The following is an 18,095-nucleotide window of genomic DNA, read 5'->3' on the forward strand; positions in this document are numbered from 1 at the left end:
CATGGAACTACGCGAGCTGCGGTACTTCGTCGCCGTCGCCGAGGAGCTGCACTTCGGCAAGGCCGCCCAGCGTCTCGGGATGGCCCAGCCGCCCCTGTCCCGCGCGATTACCCAGCTCGAACGGCGGCTCGGAACCGCACTGCTGGAACGCACCAGCCGCAAGGTCACGCTCACCGCGGCCGGAGGCGTGCTGCTGGCCGAATCACGCGCGATCCTCAGCGCAGTGACCGCGGCTGAGCGGCGTACCCGCCGGGCCGCGGCAGGGCACCCCAGCCTTGTCCTTGCCGTGAAGTCCGGCACCGCCGGCGAACTGCTGACGAAACTGCTCGACGCCTACGCCGCGGAACCCGGCGCAGCCACCGTCGAGCTACTGCTCTGCGAGGCACACCAGCACCAGCAGCTGCTGCAGGACGGGCAAGCCGACGTAGCTCTGCTGCACCTGCCCTTCGACTCAGCAGCCGGGCTCGACACCGAAACCCTGTACAGCGAGGGACAGGTCGCCATCCTGCCGGGCTCACACCCGCTCGCCAGCCGCTCTCAGATCCGGATGGCCGACGTCACCACGCTGCCAGAGCTCCCGATGGCGCGCTGGCCCGGTCCCAGCGGCAGCTACCCAGAGGGGCCGGGGCCAGAGGTACGGAACCTGACACAGCTCTTCCAGCTGATCGCGCTCGGCCGTACCACCGTGGTCCTTCCCGAGTCAGCCAGCGCCGACCTGCGCCGGGACCTCGCCGCCGTACCGGTCCTGGACGCTCCGCCCGTGACAACGGCGATCGCCTGGCCGCCGCACAGCCGCCTTCGTACAGTCGCTGACCTGATCCGCGTCGCAACACGTCTTTGACGTTGCACCACGTCTTTGACGTTGCACCACGTCTTCCCGCCGGCACAACGCCCGCGCCGAGGCGACGGCCCGGTACGCACCCGAGACACCCACCAGAGGCGCCTGAACAGGCACTGTCAAGGGGTCACCGGGGGACCGCGCTCACCGGCCCGGGAAGGAAGCGCAGGCGGCGATGGCAGGTCCGAACCTCGCGAGGCCATCCGCCGCCTCAGCGGCGAGGGTCTCCTCGATGTCGACACCCATCGCGACGTCCGCGTGTCCGCCATGAACTCGGACGAGGCCCGCCAGCTCTTCGAAGTACGCCTCTCCCTGGACCCCACCGCCGCCGAACTCGCCGCGACGCGACGCACAGATGACGACATCGCCGCCCTGCGGGCCGCGGTCGACAACCTGCTCCCCGTCACCCGTCAGTGGGGCGAGGAAGCGCTCACGGCGCACCGCACTTTCCACCAGGCGCTGTACCGGGCGTCACACAACGACATCCTCATCCGCCTCCTGGACGACCTGTGGGACAAGTCCGACCGCCACCGCCATCAGCGCCCTCGAAGACCGCGAAAGCCACCGGCACCACTGACGCGAGAACGGTCGGCTCAAGGACGGTCGGCTCACGTGCGGTTGACTCATGTGCGGTTGGCTCACGTGGGGTTGACTCATGTGCGGCGGCGCGGTCTGCCCGCCCTCAGTTGGGCTCTGTGGGCTCGTGCGACGTGTCGCGGAAGCAGTCGGAGACGACCGTCACCTCGATCAATGACGTTTTGTCGGGATGCTTGCGCTGATCGAGCAGTCGGATGTCCGCGGAGAAGTGGTCCCGAGTGAAGTTCGCGACGATCTGCGGTGTCTTAGCGGGACTTCCGTCGGGCCCGTCCTTGACGATCTTCCAGTCGTGTTGGGGAAGCTCCGTGCGAAGCCGCTCAAAACCACGGGACAGATCATCGAAAGGTACGTCATAGACGCTCCAGGGATGGTGCATGCGCTGCACTCCCGCGTCATCAGGGTATTTCGAGCACGGCAGCGTCCCCGGACCGGGCTCGGTGACCTTCGCCTTCTTCAGGCCAATGATGTCCAGAATGGTGCTGGACATTTTCTGCGTCTTCTTTTCCATGCTGCCGACATCACGGACATCCACTTTGTCCGCAGCCTTTTTGTCGTCCACCTGGGAACACCCCGCAATAAACGTGAGGATCGGAATCACAAAGAGCGCCGACCAAACTTTCCCAGAAGTCAATTTAATCATAATATTGAACCCTGTCATAGCTGCCGGTGATCACAGCAGCCTGGTTCCGCAGCGCAGTGGTTTCATCGTCCCAGTAGTCACCGTGACCCTCTACACCTGATTTCACTATATGGGCACCGAACTCGGGGTCGGTGGGAATTCTCCCGTCACCACCGAGCCCAGCCTTCCGCCCTCCTTCCCGGACCCACCAGTCGTCTCCCCAAGGATCGCCGGCCCCCATGGCCCAGACGTGGTCGCTCCCGATGCCGAGGTCGGACGCGTGCCCCACCTGCATGCCGGGGCTGCCCGCCGCGAAGATGTCGTCAACGGGCAAGGCACCGCCATGAGGGTCGTAGGAGGTATGGGACTTGGTGGCATCACCGATCACCGTGCTGCCGTAACTGTGACCGATGAGGGTCGTATGGCCATGGTTGCCGCTCGCTTCCTCATGCGCCGCCCGGTTGCCGTCGAGGAACTGGCGGAGATGGGGTGCCGCAGCGGCCGCGTATTTGTCGTGCCGTGCGTCCGGAATGGCGTCCGGGGCGTCATACCCCAACCAGGTGATCGTGGACACCTTGGAGTTGGGATTCAGTTTATTGCTCTCCGCCCAGAGCCTTTCCCCGCGGTCGAGATCGCCGCCGATACTGCCAATGTGCGTCTTGGTGCCCGGCACATACACCGCCGTGTGGTCGGCGGTGTCCGGGTTTCCGGTGGCCATGATGACGCGACCGTCGTTCTTCTCCGGGTCGAAACCGAGTAGATACGCCTCGGGTATGTGCTTCTTTCCGCCGGTCTCGTCGAAACGCTCCTGGATCGCCTTCATGCCGTCCAGTGCGGCGTTCAGATGGTCCCTGCGGTCGTTGTACTTGTAGTACCACTTCGCGTATTCGTCGGTGAAGACCTGGACCGGATAACCTCCGCTGCCAGGAATCGTCTTGTATTTGACCAGCGGTTCCTCGGGGATGGCCTTCAGCTCCTCCTGGTACTTGGCACGCATCACGTCCAGGTGGGTGCGGTTGGCCTCGTCCCGGGCGACGGCGGGCAACCCGTTCATGCCGCCCACAGCCTTCGGGTGGAGGGCGATATAGGCGTCCCTCTCGTCCTGGGACAGGCCTTTCCACCATTCGGCGTTTTCCTTGGGGCTGCCGTCCTCCGGTGGGTGCTTGATGTGATCGAGGTAGTCCTTGGCGCCCGACCTGACCCCGGCGGTGTCCTTGTCCGCGTCGATCCAGTCCTTGTCAGAGACGTTCAGATCGTCGTCGGCCTTCAACTTACGCAGCTTCGGCGCCCACCGCTCGTCGGCCTCGGTCGCCTCCTGGACAGCCTGGGCGATCCGGTCGGCGTATTCGATCGCCCGGCTGAAGTACGGGTTCGGGTGCTGGTTCCCGGCTTGCCGGTCCAGGGCGTCGGCGATGTCGTTGGCGTCTTTGCCCGGGTCTATGGGGGCACCGGACTCGTGTGCCCTGGCACTGCCGGTGACCTTGCCACCCTTGGGGGTCTTGCCGTCGACCTCGTCGCCACCAGGCGGATAGCTCACCGAGCCGTCCGCGTTCACCGTCAGTTTCTCCGCCTGGGCGCCCTCGATCGCCGCGTCCAGCTTCTTCTTCGCCGCTCGCAGATCGAAAGCCAGCGCGTTCAGAGCGGTGCTGACCAGGCCGCATTCGACCTCCACGTAGTGGAAGTTCTCCGCGAGGTTCCGTAACTGGTCGTACGCCGCCGTGGCGGCCTCACCCTCCAGGGACTCTCGCATCCGGGCGGCGATCCGGCGCTCCAGCGCCTGCCTGGCCCGGCCGGCCATGTCGCTGGTCGTTTGGTAGCCGTCGGCCGCGCCCTCGAACTCGCTGGGCTTGAGGTCCTTCAGCGTCGCGTAGTCCACTGTTCAGGTCACCGGCCCCTGTCCTGGCCGCCGGCCCCGGTGGTTGTTTCCTTCTCCGCGTTGCTCAGCAGGGCGACCATTCCGCCCCCGGTGCTCCGCGCCCTCTGGCCCGGCTTCACTCCGTCGGATTCACCCGCGCGCCTCGGCTTCCCGATCACACCGCCGAGTTGGTTACCCGTGATGCCAACCATGGCTTCCCCCCGTGCACATTCGTATCCGCACTGTGCTGACGCCACAGGCTACAAAATATGGTCCAGTTGTCGCTGATGGCCACAATGCTGGGAAGACCGGGGTCCAGCGGGGTCACGGCCCGGCCCGTGTCGTCAACTCCGCGTGGGAGGAGGCGGACTGGCCTCGAGGTCTTCCGGAGTGCGGGTGGGGGCTTCAGAGGGGTAGATCGTCGGGCAGGACGCGGAACGCCTTGTGATGGCCGAGGGGGCGTACGGCGCGGAAGTTCCGGCGGTCCAGGGTGAGGATCGCGTCCGTGTCGTAGTCGGCCGCCAGGGCGACGTTCACCATGTCGGTGAGATCGAGGTCGAGCGCCAGGTAGCGGGAGCGGACGGTCTGGGCGATGCCGAGGTGCCCTTCGCCCGACCCTTCCGGCCACCCGAAACCGGTTTCGCACTCAACCCTTGACTCCGCGTTCACACCTAGGCAACATCCTCCCACCTTGCATGAGAAAACCTATCACTCTACGAGAAACATGAGGCCATCGATGCGTGTGGGGATCCTTGGGCTGGGCGAGGCCGGGGCGTTGTACGCCGTGGGGTTCGCGGAAAACGGCTGGTCCGTGGTGGCGTATGACCCCGGCGACGTGCCGACGCCGGCCGGCGTCGTCCGGGCGGGCAGCGTGGCGGAGGCGGTCGCGGAGGCTGATCTTGTGCTGGGGCTGACGGGGGCCAAGGCCGCCGTGGCGGTGGCGGCGGAGGCGGCGCCGCATCTGCGGGACGGTGGCGTCTTCGCCGACATGAACGCCGGTGCGCCGGAGCTCAAGCGCAAGATCGACGGCATCGTCGGCAAGGGTGGGCGGGCGGTCTTCGCGGATGTGTCCGTGATCGGCCCGGTGCCCACGTACCGCCACCGCACGGCTCTGGTGGTCAGCGGCCGCGGGGCCTCGGTGGTGGCGGAGCACTTCCGAGCGCTGGGTGCGCCCGTGGAGGACCTGGGCGGGGAGCCGGGCGCGGCGTCGGCGCGCAAGCTGTTGCGCAGCCTGTTCATGAAGGGGCTGGGCGCGGTCATCGTGCAGACGGTGGAAGCGGGCCGTGCCGCCGGGGACGAGCCCTGGGTGCGCCGGCAGATCGCACAGGAGCTGGCCGACGGCGAGGCCACATTGGAACGTCTGTACGCAGGAACGTTTAAGCACGGGCTGCGGCGGGCCGGTGAGGTGGCCGCCGCGGCCGATCTGATGGCGGATCTCGGCCTGGACGCGGCCCTGGCCCGCGACATCAGCAGGCTGCACACCCTCGCCGCCCGCCCGGAGGGGCTGAGCGCCGCACCGCTGGTGACCGACGAACTGCTGGCGGCCTACGCGGGGCTGCCGACTGCCAACATCGGCGATGCGCGCGACCGGCTGGGTCTGGTCGACTCCGGCATCAACCCGCTGTGGACCGGCGCCCGCGCGGTGGGCCGCGCGCTGACGGTGTTGACGCGGGCCGGGGACAACCGGGCCATCCATGAAGCGCTGCGGATCGCCGGGCCCGGTGACCTGATCGTGGTCGACGGTCAGGGGGACACCTCCCGCGCCCTGATCGGCGAGCTGATCGCCGAGCGCGCCAAGGCTCGCGGGGTGGTCGGTATGGTGCTCGACGGCGCGGCCCGCGACGTGGAGGTCCTTGAAGAGATCGGCTTCCCGGTCTGGGCGCGCGCGGTCACCCCCGCCGGCCCCTACAAGGACGGGCCCGGCAGGGTGAACGTCGCCGTCGCCGTGGGAGGCGCGGTGTGCGGGCCCGGTGACCTGGTCGTCGCGGACGGCGACGGAGTCGCCGTCCTTCCCGCCGAAGAGGCAGAGTCGACCCTGGTCGCGGCGCGTGAGATCGAGGCCGACGAGGCGCGCCGCCGCAGCAGCATCCGGGCCGGGCGAGGCGACAACAGGCACGAACACGCCGAGCGGGCCGGACAGGCCGGACGTGCAGGACAGGCCCGGGAGACCGGACACGCCGGACAGGCCGCGGGCGGACCGGCCGGAGCACCCGCGGGCGGACCCGCAGAAGAACCCGCAGGAGAAGCAGCATGATCGCGATATGGGCCCTGGTCTCCTACATGACGGCCATCATCGTCTGGAACGCCGTGCTGAAGAGGAACATCGGCGAAGCCCTCCTCGTCGGATTCGTGGTGACCGGCCTGTTCGCAGGCGGCGACATCGCTCACGTCATGTGGGACGGATTCGCCGAAGCGATGCAGGAGGAGGTCACTTTCGCCGCCCTGGCCTTCGTGTTCATGAGCTACCTGCTGAGCCGTACGCCGGTCCTGGACCAGTTGCTGAACATCCTCAACTCCCTGCTCGGTCGGCTGCGGGGCGGGCCGGTCTACACCTCGACCGTCGCCGCGGGCGTCTTCGGCGCCATCGCCCACGTCGGAGCGGCCGTCACCGCCGCCGTCGGCTCGGTGACCATCCCGTGGATGAAGCGCTCCAAGGTCAGCGGTGAACTCGCCGCCACCGTCGCCGCCGGTGGCGCGGGCATGGGCGTCACCTTCCCGTTCAGCTCCACCATGTTCATCCTGATGGGCTCGGCCGGGGTGGCGGCGCTGGTCTCCAAGGACGAGATCGTGCTGCCGCTGTTCCTGGGCGGGCTGTGGTGTCTGGGCTACCGCCTGCTGGCGGCGTTCTGGATGGTCCGCCGCCACAAGATCCAGCCCATGGACCGCGCCGATCTGTTGCCGCTCAGGGCCAGCCTGGGCGCGGGGTGGACCAGCCTGTTCCTGTTCGCCGGGATGATCGTTCCCCTGTTGCTGACCCGCGGGCCGACCGGCGGCGAGCTGGGCCGTTACGTCGGTGTCGTGATGTCGGACGCGATCAGCCTGATCACCTGGATACCGGTCCTGCTCATCGCGATCGTGCTGTTCCTGGGCCGCCGCCAGCTGCCCCGCGCCGGCCGCGGGTGGTGGCAACTGCTGGAGGGGGCCGCGCCGCAATTCGGGGTCATCGGCGTCACGATCGTGGCCGCGTTCTCCGCCTCGAACGTCCTCGGTGAGCTCGGCCTGCCCCAAGAGCTGACCGATGTGCTCGGGCAGTTGCACGCGCCGAAGTGGGCCATGACCTTGATCGTGGGGGTGATCGTCGTCGCCGTCGCCATCCCGCTCACCGCCAGTGCCACCATGGCCGCCATCGGCCCGGTCGCCGTCTCGTCCCTGGCCGAGGCCGGAGTGCCGGCCGCCACCGCCTGCGTCGCCGTGCTGATCTTCGCCTCCACCGAGGGCGCCTCGCCGCCGTCCGGCGCCCCGATCTACGTGGCCAGCGGCATCGCCGGAGTCAACCCGGCCCGCACGTTCGTCCCCCTCGTCGGCTACTACTGCCTGCCGATCCTCCTGATCGGCGCCGCGGTGGCCACCGGCGTGCTGCCCGTCTGATCCGCCCTTCCACACGAGGTCGTGCCATGCCCACTCACCTGATCAAAATCCTCTTCCGCCTCGGCGTCCTCGGCTTTCTGCTCGGCGGCCTCTTCATCGTCGCGGGCCAGACGCTGGGACTGGCGCTCGGCGACGCCGCCTGGGTCAACGGTGTCGCGACCACCGCCGGGCCCCCGACCTTCATCACCGCCGGCATCACCGGCCTGCTCGCCTACGTCCTGTCGTACGCCCGTCCCGGCGACCCGGAACCGGCCACGACTTCGGCTACGGGGACGGCCACGACCACGGCAACGGGCACGGCTACGGCCACGACCACGGGCGCGACCACGGCAACGGCTACGACCACACCCGAGCCCCAAACCGCCGAAACCGCACCACGGCCGGAGTAGGACGTACCGCTCCGGGTGGATCTTGTGCGCACCACGCCGCTGCTCGCATGCTGATAACACTTATCAGGAAATTCCGCAGCCGAGCAGACCACCCAGGAGCCGACCCATGGCCGCCCCCGCCTCTCCGATGCGCTCGGTCGACCGAGCCTTCGACGTTCTGTCCGTGCTGGACGACGCCCGCCACCCCCTGCGCCTGAGCGAGATCGCGCGCCGCTCCGAACTGCACGTGGCCACCGCCCAGCGCATCCTGAACGTCCTCGTCGACCGCGGCTACGCCGTCAAGGAAGAACCCGGTTACGTCGCGGGACCGGCGTCCGTGGCCACCGCCCACGCCTTCCTGGTCAACAACCGGCTCAGCCAGGTCGCCCTGCCCGTGCTGCAGGAACTGGCCGCGACCACCTGCATGACGTCCAGCCTGTACGTACGCGTCGGCCTCTCCCGCGTGCTGATCGCCCGCGTCGAGGGCCTCAATCCGCTCCGTTACCAACTGCCCATCGGCGAAAAGCTCCCCCTGCACCTGGGCGCCGGGAAATCCCTGGCCGCCTGGCTGCCCGAGGAGGAACTCGACACCTACGTCGACAGCGTCGCCCCCTTCACCCGGATCTCCGGCGAACGTGTCAGCGCCGCGGACCTGCGTGAAGAGCTCCAGCGCACCAAGAAGGACGGCCACGCCGTCTCCCTCAGCGAACGGGTCCTTGACGTCACCGCCATCAGCGCCGCCATCCACCGCGACGAACAGTTCCTCGGCGCGCTCAGCGTCGCCGGCCCCAGCAGCGACCTGCCCGCCGCCGACCACCCACGCGTCATCACCGAAGTACGCCGGGCGGCCGACGCCATCGCCGCCCGCTGCCCTTGAAGCCCCCGCTGCCCTTGAAGCCCCCGAAGCCCTTGAAGCCCCCGAAGCCCTCGAGGCCCTTGAAGCCCCGGACAGAAAGCGACCTTCCCCTTGTCCCACCCCGTTCCGCCCCCGCACCTCACCTACGACGAACTGCTGCAGCGCACCGATGCCCCGCCCGGCTCCAGCTGGTACCTCTTCACCGACCAGCCCGAACGCGGCATGGCCAACTTCGCGGGCCCCCAACAGATCCGGCGGGCGGCGCAAGAGGTCCACGACGGACGCGCCTTCAACCTCGACCACGCCCTCGACGCCTTCGACCCGCCCATGTCCCGGGCCCGCTCCATCCCCCACCACCGCATCACCGCCAAACACGAGCAGGCCCGCGACGACGTCCTGGAGGGCTTCCACCTCCAGGCCAGCAGCCAGATCGACGGCCTGCGCCACCGCCGCGCCTCCGGGCACGGCTTCTACAACGCCGTGCCCGACGATGAGATCGCGCCGCGAAGCCCACGCCTGGGCGTGCAGTTGTGGGCCGAGACCCCGCTGGCCGGGCGCGCGCTCCTCATCGACATCGACGGCCTCCTCCGCGACCGCGGCACACCGCTCGACCACACGACGGGCCCCGCCCTCGGCCCCGAACTGCTCGACGCGGCGCTCGAGGCACAGCGCTGCCGGGTCGAACCCGGTGATCTGGTTCTCGTCCACACCGGCTGGGCCCACTGGTACCTCACCGCCGAACCCGGCGCACGGGCCGCGGTCCGCGCCGAGCGACGCGCCACCGGGTTCGTCCAGTCCCAGGACTTCGCCGCCTGGTGCTGGGACCACCGCATCGCGCTGCTGGCCACGGACACCTTCGCCGTCGAAGTCCTCCCCGTGGTGCCCGAGAGCGACTTCCACGCCAGCGCGCCCGAGGACGACGGCATGATGCACCAGGAACTGATCGCCAAGCTCGGCCTGCCGCTGGGTGAGCTGTGGAACCTGACCGCTCTGACGGCTGACTGCCGGGCCACCGGCCGCTGGACCAGCCTCCTGACCGTCAAGCCTCTCAACCTCACCGGCGGCGTCGGCTCTCCCGCCAACGCCACCGCTCTGCGCTGACGTACGCGACACCGGCACTCACACCCCCAAACGGCCGTTCGGGGCGGCTGGTTGATGGTGCGTCAGCGATTCGTTAGTGGAGCGCCAATGGAACGGTAGCGGTCACCGGCAGGGTGGGTGGCACACCGAGCGAAACGTCGCCGGGCGCAGTACTCCGCTGATGACGAAGAGGGTCATTCCATGCTTATCAACCGCTCCCGGGTCCGGATGTTCGCCGGTGCAGGTCTGTTGGTGACGGCCGCGATGTTCGCCACCGCTTGCCAGAACTCGGACGACACGAGCAGTCGGTCCGGCGACTCGTCCGCCTCCGCCGATGCCAAGACGGAGGCCAAGGCTGAGGACAAGGCTGATGCCACGACCGAGGCGGAGGCCGGCAAGGACAACGCCTCCGGCTCGTCGCGCGAGTCCTCCGGGGCGAAGGGCAAGGGGACCCAGGATGGTTCCGGCGTCGACACCGGGAACGGTGAGCGGGCCAAGGTCGGGCAGGTGTGCGGGGCCAACGACATTTCCTGGAGCACCAGGGCCGAGACGCAGGCCGGCGGATACATCCTGGTCATCGCGAAGGCCAAGCCGGGGATCACCTGCGTTCTGCCCGCCGCGCTTCCCACCGTGGCCTTCGGGTCGGACGGCACCGAGGCGGGCCCCGCGGAGCAGGCCGTTGGCCCGGCGATCACGCTGGGCAAGGGAACGACCGCCTATGCCGGGGTGAACCCGAAGACCACCAAAGAAAACGGTGGCAAGGAGCTGGACAGCATCATCGTCGGGATCGGTGCTGAGGACCCCAACCCGGTCTCCCTGCCGGTCGGCACCATCACCGTCGACGAGCCCATCGTCACCAACTGGCACACCTCCGCGGCGGATGCCGTCCCCTTCGGCGGAACGGACCAGTAGCCGATAAGGGGTGGGCTCTGCGCCGCGGTCTTCTGGCAGCAAGGCAGCAACAACCTGAGGAGTTCGTAGATGCTTCGCAAACGGTCACGTCTGATCGCCGCGCCGATCGCGGCCGTCGCCCTGACCCTGACGGCCGCCGGTTACCAGGCCAGTGCGGCCGGGTCGTCGCCCTCGGGTGGCGCGGAACGGTCCGGCAAGGTCGCCGAGGCGGCGGGCCCGTGTCTGGCCGACGCCACGACGCTGATCGGAGACCTCGACGGTGACGGCCACCCGGACAAGATCGTGAATCCTGGGCACACCGGCACCAAGATGACGATCCAGTGGGGGACGGCGAACGGCTCGTTCGGCGCGAAGAAGGCCGTCAGCGAACTCCTCGGCGCGAAGAAGGGAGAGGTCGCGTCCGCCGCGGTCGCCGACTTCCGGAACGACGGCACCCTGGACATGGTCGTCAACATCGTCGAGCCGTCCGGCGGGGACGACCCCTCGACGGCGCGCCTCGCGGAGTACCGCCCCGGCCCGCTCAAGCGGTCCGACCTGGGCTCCGCCGACTCCCGGCACTCCGACATCGGCGACCACGGCGAGGTCCAGCAGCTCCGGATCGCCAACTACGGCGACGACCCGTACCCGGACCTCGCGATCCTCAACAACTCCGGTGACGGGCAGCTGGATCGGGACGTGCGTCTGTCGTACGCGGGCAGCGGCCCGGGGGACTTCGACTACGCGCTGAAGGAGAAGTACGGCGAGTTCGGGTCCAGGGCCGAGCCGCCGGCCATGCCCGGCGACGGGTGGAAGCAGTTCTACGAGCCCTGCTCCTGATCCTTAACCACGACGGGGCGCCGCCGGTCCTCTGGGCACCGGCGGCGTCCGCCGAGGGCCGGGTCGTCACTACGGTGCGGGCCAGGGCCGTCGGCCTGGTGACGACGGTCCCGGCCAACGTGCGCAAACACGCGCACGCGTCCATGGTCGGCGTGGTGCTGGCGCGGCGTCCGCACGGAGTGGAGCTGGAGATCACCGACGACGGAACCGGGTTCCTGGCCGGGGAGTCGACGGGCTTCGGACTCGACGGCATGCGCAAGCGACTGGCGGAGCTGGGCGGGAGGCTCACGGTGACGAGTTCGGTGGGCGACTGGACGCGGCGTGCCGACGCCCCTGGGCGGCGCGTCGTCGGCGTGGAGCCGGATCTCCGGGCGACGTAGGGGTCAGGCGGGCTGGCCTCGGGGGCCCCGGCGGGTTTGGGCCAGCCATTCCGGGGCCGGCTCGGGGTCGCCGTACGCGTCGTGCCAGTTCCACCATTCGTACGGCGGGGTCTGCGGGTAGCCCTCGGGCGAGTCCTCCCACGTCTCCTGCCGCCCGAGCGCGGTCATGTCGAGGTAGCTCCAGGTGCTGCCCAGCGCCTCGTCGCCGCGGGCGTTGATGAAGTAGGTGCGGAACACTCGGTCGCCGTCGCGGATGAACGCGTTCGTGCCGTGCCACTCGTCCACGTCGAAGTCGGCGTCGAAGTCGTCGGTGATCGTGTACCAGGGCATCGTCCAGCCCATCCGCGCCTTCACCCGCTCGATCTCCGGCTGCGGGGCGCGCGAGGCGAAGACGAGGGTGGTGTCGCGGGCGTTGAGGTGGGCGAGGTGGCCGACGTGGTCGGCGACCATGGAGCAGCCGCGGCAGGCGTGCTCGGGCCAGCCGTAGACGATGGGCTCGAAGAAGGCGCGGTAGACGATCAGCTGGCGACGCCCCGCGAACAGGTCGAGCAGGCTCACCCTGCCCTCGGGTCCGTCGAACGCGTACGCCTTCTCCACCGCCAGCCACGGCATCCGCCGACGCTTGGCGGCCAGTGCGTCACGGGCGCGGGTCAGCTGCTTCTCTTCCGCGAGCAGCCGCTGGCGCGCGGCCTCCCACTCCTGCGCCGAAACGATCGGGGGTGTTTCCATGGTGACGTTCACCTTCCAGTCCGGTTCCGGTCCGGTCCACGCTCCACCGCCCCTGCCATCCAGGGTCCGCCGTCGCGGGCGAGGGCGCACGCCGGTGCGCCGGAAGTTGAACGTTCGATCGATCAGGCTTGCTCTTGAGGTCCACGCCGGGGAAGCCCTGGAGGGCGCAGGCGGCGGACCCGTTGTTCTTGAGGTTGACGATCAGGGTGCCCTCACCCATGCCGTGCGAGCTGCTGAAGCCCAGCCGCGAGGTCTTGCGGAAGCACTCCGAAAATTTTCGCCGACCGGCACTCGGAAAAGGATCTCCACCTCCACCTCCTCATCGATCAACGACGGATTGGATCAATAAGGAGAGGCGGTGACCAGGACTTACATATCCCCAAGCGATCGCTCACCACAGCGGAGCTTCCGTAATCCTTGCGGAAACTGTTGACACCCCACGTTGCCGGTCCAACACTGTCCGCACCAACAGGCCCACCACGCCCCAGGAGGAGGAAGCATGCACCGGGACGACACCCCCGCCCGACCGATCAGCCGCAGGAGCTTACTCGGCCGGGCCGGCGCCCTGACGCTGGTCACGTCCGGGCTGACGCTGCCCAGTATCGGAACCGCGAACGCCGACACGACCATCACCACGAACCAAACCGGCACCAACAACGGCTTCTACTATTCGTTCTGGACCGACGGCGGTGGGTCGGTCTCCATGACGCTGTCGTCGGGCGGCAGCTACCGCACCTCGTGGACCAACTGCGGGAATTTCGTCTGCGGTAAGGGCTGGACCAACGGCGGACGCAGGAGCGTGCAGTACTCGGGCAGCTTCAACCCGTCCGGCAATGGATATTTGTGTCTCTACGGGTGGACCTCGAACCCGCTCGTGGAATACTACGTCGTCGACAACTGGGGTACATACCGCCCCACGGGGACGTACAAGGGCAGCGTCACCAGCGATGGCGGCACGTACGACATCTACCAGACGACGCGCTACAACGCCCCCTCGGTCGAGGGCATCCGGACCTTCAACCAGTACTGGAGCGTCCGGCAGTCGAAGAAAACGGGCGGAACCATCACCACGGGCAATCACTTCGACGCATGGGCCCGTTCCGGAATGGGTCTGGGCACCTTCAAGTACTACATGATCCTCGCGACCGAGGGATATCAGAGCAGCGGGAATTCGAATCTCACCGTGAGTGGGTGAACGTCCCGACCGAACACGGGCCAATTCGCTTGACCCGCTCCTCCGGAAGCCCCAGGCAGGCGGCCTGGGGCTTCTTCCCTGTCCGGACCACACGGACCGCTCCACGCTCCCCGTGCCCGTCACGGTTCGGGCCCCGCAAGGTTTCGGCAAGGGGTCGGCAAGCCTTCTGTCCGGCCGGCCGGGGAGAGGACCGACGCGAGGTCCACGAACGTCCGTGTCCGAAACCCGCACAAGAGATCAACGGGGGGACGCCATGTCGGCGTTGAGCACGATCGCAGAGTATTCGTCGGACGAGCCCCGCCAGTGGCTCACGCTGGTGGGACGCAAGAAGGTGCTGGCCGTCGTCCACACCGTCACCTACGCCAAGCGGCTTCTCGATGTCCTGTCGCTCCTGGAGGCCGACTTCCGGCTCCAAGTGGTGTTCACTACGCCACCCCACGCCTTCGGGGACGAAGTGCCGCACTTCCTGCAACAGCTGGGAAGCCCCGTGCTCCCCTGGTCAGAGGCCACCCACATGACGTTCGACCTCGCCGTGGCGGCAGGTCCGCGCGGAGTGGAGCAGGTGCGAGCGCCCCTGATCACGATGGGGCACGGTGCCAACTACCTCAAACGCCTGCCCGGGGCACCGGATGCGGGCGTGGCCGGGCTGCGCAGGCGGGACCTCATGCCCGGCGGCAAGCCTCCGGCGGCCGTGGTCGTACCGCACCAGGCTGACCTTGAAGAGCTGGGCCGCCATTGCCCGGAGGCGCTTCAGCTGGCCCATGTGGTTGGCGACCCCGCGCACGACCGGATCACCGCGAGCCTGTCGCGGCGCACCGCGTACCGCCGTGCGCTGGGTCTCGCGGACGGGGAACGGCTGGTGCTCGCCGTCTCCACCTGGGGTCCCCACTCCTTCTTCGGCCGTTTCGAGATGTTGCTGCCCCGCATGGTCGGGGAGCTTCCACCCGAGCGGTACCGTATGGCCGTCCTCGTCCACCCCAACGTCTGGTCGGGCCATGGCCCCTGGCAGGTCAAGACGTGGTTGGCGTGGTGCCGCCGGCTCGGGGTCAGCGTGGTGCCGCCGGAGGCCGACTGGCGCAGCGTCCTGATCGCCGCCGACTACATCATGGGCGACCACGGCTCGGTCACTCTCTACGGAACGCTCACCGGAGTGCCGATCCTTCTCACCGGGTCGCCGGAGCCGGAAATCAACCCGAGCTCTCCGGCCGCCACGCTCGCCGTCACCGCACCGGCGCTGTCCCCGGCTCATCCGCTCCCTGAGCAACTCGACTACGCCGCCGCCGAATACCGCCCGGAGGAGTACGCCGCGATCGCCGCACGCATCACCTCCGAGCCCGGCCGTTTCCACCGCAACATGCGGCGGCTGATGTATCGGCTGATGGGATTGGGCCAGCCCGCCCACGAGCCGCGGGCCATGCCGCTGCCGGAGCCGCCGACGCTGCGAACATGGTCGTCCGATCGTGGAGAGGCATCGGCATGAGGGGCCCGGCCGGTTGCTTCGTCACCGTGGAGTGGTGGGAGCAGGCGCCACCGGATCCGGTACCGACTCCGTCCGTGTGTCTCTGGACAGGCCCGGCGGCAGGCGGAGGCGTCCTGCTGGCCCGTACCGGTCTCGCGGGCACCCACCGGGCGGCTGTCCTCGACGAGCACCTGACGGTGGACGCCGATGTCTGCGCCGACGCACGCGGGCTGGACTGCGCCGACGTCCTGCGCGGAAGCCGCCCGCGGCCGCCCGCCGAGGCGGCGCGGTGGCTTGCGGAGATCGGGCCCGCCGGACCGGGGTGCCGCCTGGCCGCCGTACCGCTGACCGGTGGCGGCTGGGTGGCGCGCGGCGGTACGGACCCGGGCGTGGTGGCCCTGCCGTGCCGGGTGCCACCGGAGCAATGGCTCTTCGTGTCCTGTCTGCACGCCTGGCTGGTGGCGGGGCTCCCGCTGAGCGGAATGCTGGAGGTACGCCCGCGGATCACGTACCGCCCGGCGATTCCCTGAGCCGACGCGCGTCGGCGGGGCTGGTGGCCTCGAACAGCGCAAGCGCCCGGGCGCGGTAGTCGCGTGCCGCCGCCTCTTCGCCGCGGTCCCGGGCGCTGTCTCCGAGCATTTCGAGGGCACGCGCCTGCCAGTGGGCGGCGCCGGACGAGGTGAACACCGCGAGCGCCTCTTCCATCGCCGCCACACCCTCAAGGTGCTCGCCGGCGCGCGCACGGGCGCGCCCCAGGAAGACCAAGGCACGTGCCGCGTCATGGGGGTCGTTGACGGCCAGCAGGCCGGCGCGCGCCTGTGTGAAGTACTCGACGGCCCGGCCGGTGTCGTCCTGGACGAGTGCGATCTCACCGAGGACGATCCTGGCCAGGGCCACGCCGCGTGAATAGCCGCATGCCTCCCATAAGGCGATGGCCTGGTGCAGATACTCCACGGCACGCGTCATTCGCCCGGCCTCGCGGTGGCAGCCGCCGAGGCCCAGCAACGCCTGCCCCTCATCCCGTACGTCGCCCGCCTCGCGTGCCGCCCGGCGGGACTCCTCGTACCACTCGGCCGCGTCGTCCACGCGGCCGGCGGCGCTCAGGCCGATGGCGCCGGAGTTGAGCATCTGGCGCTCGGCCTCGGCGTCGCCGTCTCTTCGGGCCGCCTCCAGGCCGATCTCGTGGGCCTCGATCCACAGGTCGTAGTAGCGCAGCCGGAGGAAAACCGGCCACATGGCGTCCACGAGTTGCCAGGTCATCGCATGCCACTCGGATGCCGCCGCGGCGCGTATCACCGCCATGAGGTTCATACGGTGGGTATCCAGCCAGGCGACCGCGCCCGCGTCGTCGGTGAAGGGGGCGGGTAGCCCGGCGGGGTGGGCCAGGTCCCTGCCGAGGGTGAACTGCGCGGGTGTGATCAGCTTCTCCGCCTCGGTGGCCGTCTCCAGGTACCAGTCGCAGACCCGCCGCAGCGCCTCCGCGCGCGTCGTAGCGCTCTCCTCGGCGGTCGCCCGGCCGTGGGCGTGGACCCGCACGAGGTCGTGGAAGCGGCAGACGCCCGGGCCGATGTCCTCCATCAGGTTGGCTTCGACGAGCTCATCCAGCCGGGCTTCCGCCCAGGTCAGCGACTTGGCACAGGCCGCTGCCGCGCTTCTCGCGTCGAAGGTGCGCAAGGGAAGTGGGCCGAGCCTGCGGTACAGGAGGGCGGCGCCCTCGGTCAGTACGGCGTAGGAAGCGTCCAGCGCGTTGCTCACCGTGGTCTCACCCTCCACTTGCAGCACGGCCAGACGTTCCGCGTCCCGGGTCAGGGCATCGGCCAGTGTCTTCACGGACTGTCGTGGCCTCGACGCCAGGCGCGCGGAGGCCAGGCAGACGGCGAGGGGCAATCCGGCACACAGCGCGACGACCTGGCGCGCGGCGTGCGGCTCGTTTGCGACGCGGTCGTCACCGATGGCGCGGCTGAGCAACTCGGCCCCGGCGTCCGGTTCCAGCGGCTCCAGCTGGTGCGTCGCCGCTCCGTCCATACGGAGGCCGGTCAGCCTGCGGCGGCTGGTGACCACGGTGAGGCCACCGGGTCCCGCGTGCAGCAGCGGGCGGACCTGCGCGGCCGTGAACGCGTTGTCCAGTAGTACCGCGATCCGGGCATCAGCGGTCCAAGACCGCCACAGCGACGCCTTTTCGGCCATATCAGCGGGCACCGAGCCGGCACCGAGCGCCCGCAGGAACTGGCCCAGGATCTCGCCAGGGCTCGCGGGGCCCTCGGTCGAGTGCCCCCGCAGGTCGGCGTAAAGCTGTCCGTCGGGGAATTCGGGCGCGAGTGAGTGGAGCCAGCTGCACACCAATGTCGTCTTGCCGATGCCGGCCGGGCCGCTGACCACGACGAGCGAGCGGGATGTGGTGCCCCGCCCACGGCCGGGCAACAGTCCGTCCAGCACCGCCAGGTCGTCGCCACGGCCGGTGAAGTGGGCGGGGACCGGAAGGAGCTGCCGAGGTGGCGGCACCGCGGGGGCCGCGCCGGTGTGCACATGGATGCCGCCGTGCACATCGCGCGCCTGTACCGCGGGACCGTGAATCCGGGCCCGGCCACCGATCAGGTTCTCATGAGCATCCCCGGGTACCTGGCCCATCCGTCTGCCCCCCCGGTCAGTCGGTCGCCGTTTGTGTGGATCAGTCCGGTCCTACCCGCAACGGGGCATCGCCGATGCACCCGGGAACGCCCGATGACGTGAATCGGCCAGTGCGCCCGGAACGACGTATGGCGGCCTCCCACACCCCGTGCCATGCTCGCTGAAAAACGGACAG

Annotated in this window: 16 protein-coding genes and 3 pseudogenes; 13 read left to right on the forward strand and 6 right to left on the reverse strand. The window is 69.2% G+C overall.

Annotation, left to right across the window (positions count from 1 at the left end):
* Window position 1: 1 nt before the first annotated feature.
* Window positions 2-841, forward strand: coding sequence for a LysR family transcriptional regulator (locus IEJ02_RS24205; RefSeq protein ID WP_191066791.1), 840 nt, complete (start codon window positions 2-4; stop codon window positions 839-841).
* Window positions 842-1,105: 264 nt separating this feature from the next.
* Window positions 1,106-1,348: pseudogene (locus IEJ02_RS50815) on the forward strand (FadR/GntR family transcriptional regulator); the annotation flags it as partial.
* A 172-nt stretch (window positions 1,349-1,520) separates the two neighbouring features.
* Here IEJ02_RS50815 and IEJ02_RS49955 read toward each other — a convergent pair.
* From IEJ02_RS49955 to IEJ02_RS24220, 3 genes and pseudogenes are all read right to left on the reverse strand, one after another.
* Window positions 1,521-1,994: a hypothetical protein gene (locus IEJ02_RS49955; protein ID WP_263407975.1), complete on the reverse strand. Its 474-nt coding sequence runs from the start codon at window positions 1,992-1,994 to the stop codon at window positions 1,521-1,523.
* A 73-nt stretch (window positions 1,995-2,067) separates the two neighbouring features.
* Window positions 2,068-3,852 (reverse strand): alpha/beta hydrolase, encoded by a 1,785-nt coding sequence (locus tag IEJ02_RS24215; RefSeq protein ID WP_191066793.1) that lies wholly within the window; start codon window positions 3,850-3,852, stop codon window positions 2,068-2,070.
* 462 nt (window positions 3,853-4,314) lie between these two features.
* Window positions 4,315-4,518: pseudogene (locus tag IEJ02_RS24220) on the reverse strand (PIN domain-containing protein); the annotation flags it as partial.
* A 127-nt stretch (window positions 4,519-4,645) separates the two neighbouring features.
* Here IEJ02_RS24220 and IEJ02_RS24225 point away from each other — a divergent pair.
* The 8 genes and pseudogenes from IEJ02_RS24225 to IEJ02_RS24260 all read left to right on the forward strand — a co-directional run.
* Window positions 4,646-6,163, forward strand: a complete 1,518-nt coding sequence (locus IEJ02_RS24225; protein ID WP_191066794.1) for an RraA family protein — start codon at window positions 4,646-4,648, stop codon at window positions 6,161-6,163.
* Window positions 6,160-7,497, forward strand: a complete 1,338-nt coding sequence (locus tag IEJ02_RS24230) for a TRAP transporter large permease subunit (protein WP_191066795.1) — start codon at window positions 6,160-6,162, stop codon at window positions 7,495-7,497. Before IEJ02_RS24225 ends, IEJ02_RS24230 begins: the two co-directional genes overlap by 4 nt.
* Before the next feature lie 26 nt (window positions 7,498-7,523).
* Window positions 7,524-7,886, forward strand: a complete 363-nt coding sequence (locus tag IEJ02_RS24235) for a hypothetical protein (protein ID WP_191066796.1) — start codon at window positions 7,524-7,526, stop codon at window positions 7,884-7,886.
* Window positions 7,887-7,992: 106 nt separating this feature from the next.
* Complete coding sequence (locus tag IEJ02_RS24240; RefSeq protein WP_191066797.1) at window positions 7,993-8,742, forward strand: IclR family transcriptional regulator; 750 nt, start codon at window positions 7,993-7,995, stop codon at window positions 8,740-8,742.
* A 90-nt stretch (window positions 8,743-8,832) separates the two neighbouring features.
* Window positions 8,833-9,822, forward strand: a complete 990-nt coding sequence (locus IEJ02_RS24245; RefSeq protein ID WP_223864333.1) for a cyclase family protein — start codon at window positions 8,833-8,835, stop codon at window positions 9,820-9,822.
* Window positions 9,823-10,002: 180 nt separating this feature from the next.
* Window positions 10,003-10,713, forward strand: a complete 711-nt coding sequence (locus IEJ02_RS24250; protein ID WP_191066798.1) for a DUF4232 domain-containing protein — start codon at window positions 10,003-10,005, stop codon at window positions 10,711-10,713.
* Window positions 10,714-10,782: 69 nt separating this feature from the next.
* Window positions 10,783-11,529 carry an FG-GAP repeat domain-containing protein gene (locus IEJ02_RS24255; protein WP_191066799.1) on the forward strand — a complete coding sequence of 249 codons (747 nt, stop codon included), beginning with the start codon at window positions 10,783-10,785 and terminating at the stop codon, window positions 11,527-11,529.
* A gap of 113 nt (window positions 11,530-11,642) precedes the next feature.
* A pseudogene (locus tag IEJ02_RS24260) lies at window positions 11,643-11,909 on the forward strand (sensor histidine kinase); the annotation flags it as partial.
* A 3-nt stretch (window positions 11,910-11,912) separates the two neighbouring features.
* On the opposite strand, the gene IEJ02_RS24265 reads toward IEJ02_RS24260, so the two are convergent.
* Both IEJ02_RS24265 and IEJ02_RS24270 read right to left on the reverse strand, forming a co-directional pair.
* On the reverse strand, window positions 11,913-12,638 hold the full coding sequence (locus IEJ02_RS24265; protein ID WP_191066800.1) for a DUF899 domain-containing protein: 726 nt from the start codon (window positions 12,636-12,638) through the stop codon (window positions 11,913-11,915).
* Window positions 12,547-12,858 carry a DUF4232 domain-containing protein gene (locus tag IEJ02_RS24270; protein ID WP_191066801.1) on the reverse strand — a complete coding sequence of 104 codons (312 nt, stop codon included), beginning with the start codon at window positions 12,856-12,858 and terminating at the stop codon, window positions 12,547-12,549. Before IEJ02_RS24270 ends, IEJ02_RS24265 begins: the two co-directional genes overlap by 92 nt.
* 279 nt (window positions 12,859-13,137) lie before the next feature.
* Between IEJ02_RS24270 and xynA the strand changes: the two genes are divergently transcribed.
* From xynA to IEJ02_RS24285, 3 genes are all read left to right on the forward strand, one after another.
* The gene (xynA, locus tag IEJ02_RS24275; protein WP_191066802.1) at window positions 13,138-13,833 is read left to right on the forward strand and encodes an endo-1,4-beta-xylanase XynA; all 696 of its coding nucleotides are present in this window, start codon (window positions 13,138-13,140) and stop codon (window positions 13,831-13,833) included.
* A gap of 253 nt (window positions 13,834-14,086) precedes the next feature.
* Complete coding sequence (locus IEJ02_RS24280) at window positions 14,087-15,313, forward strand: hypothetical protein (protein ID WP_191066803.1); 1,227 nt, start codon at window positions 14,087-14,089, stop codon at window positions 15,311-15,313.
* A gap of 74 nt (window positions 15,314-15,387) precedes the next feature.
* On the forward strand, window positions 15,388-15,822 hold the full coding sequence (locus IEJ02_RS24285; RefSeq protein WP_191066804.1) for a hypothetical protein: 435 nt from the start codon (window positions 15,388-15,390) through the stop codon (window positions 15,820-15,822).
* Here the strand turns inward: IEJ02_RS24285 and IEJ02_RS24290 are convergent.
* A complete protein-coding gene (locus IEJ02_RS24290; RefSeq protein WP_191066805.1) occupies window positions 15,797-17,920 on the reverse strand; it encodes a tetratricopeptide repeat protein in 2,124 nt (707 codons plus the stop codon). The genes IEJ02_RS24285 and IEJ02_RS24290 overlap by 26 nt on opposite strands.
* Window positions 17,921-18,095: the final 175 nt, after the last annotated feature.

It is taken from the genome of Streptomyces sp. 5-10 (genome assembly GCF_014712245.1).
GTDB classification, from domain to species: Bacteria; Actinomycetota; Actinomycetes; order Streptomycetales; family Streptomycetaceae; genus Streptomyces; species Streptomyces violaceusniger.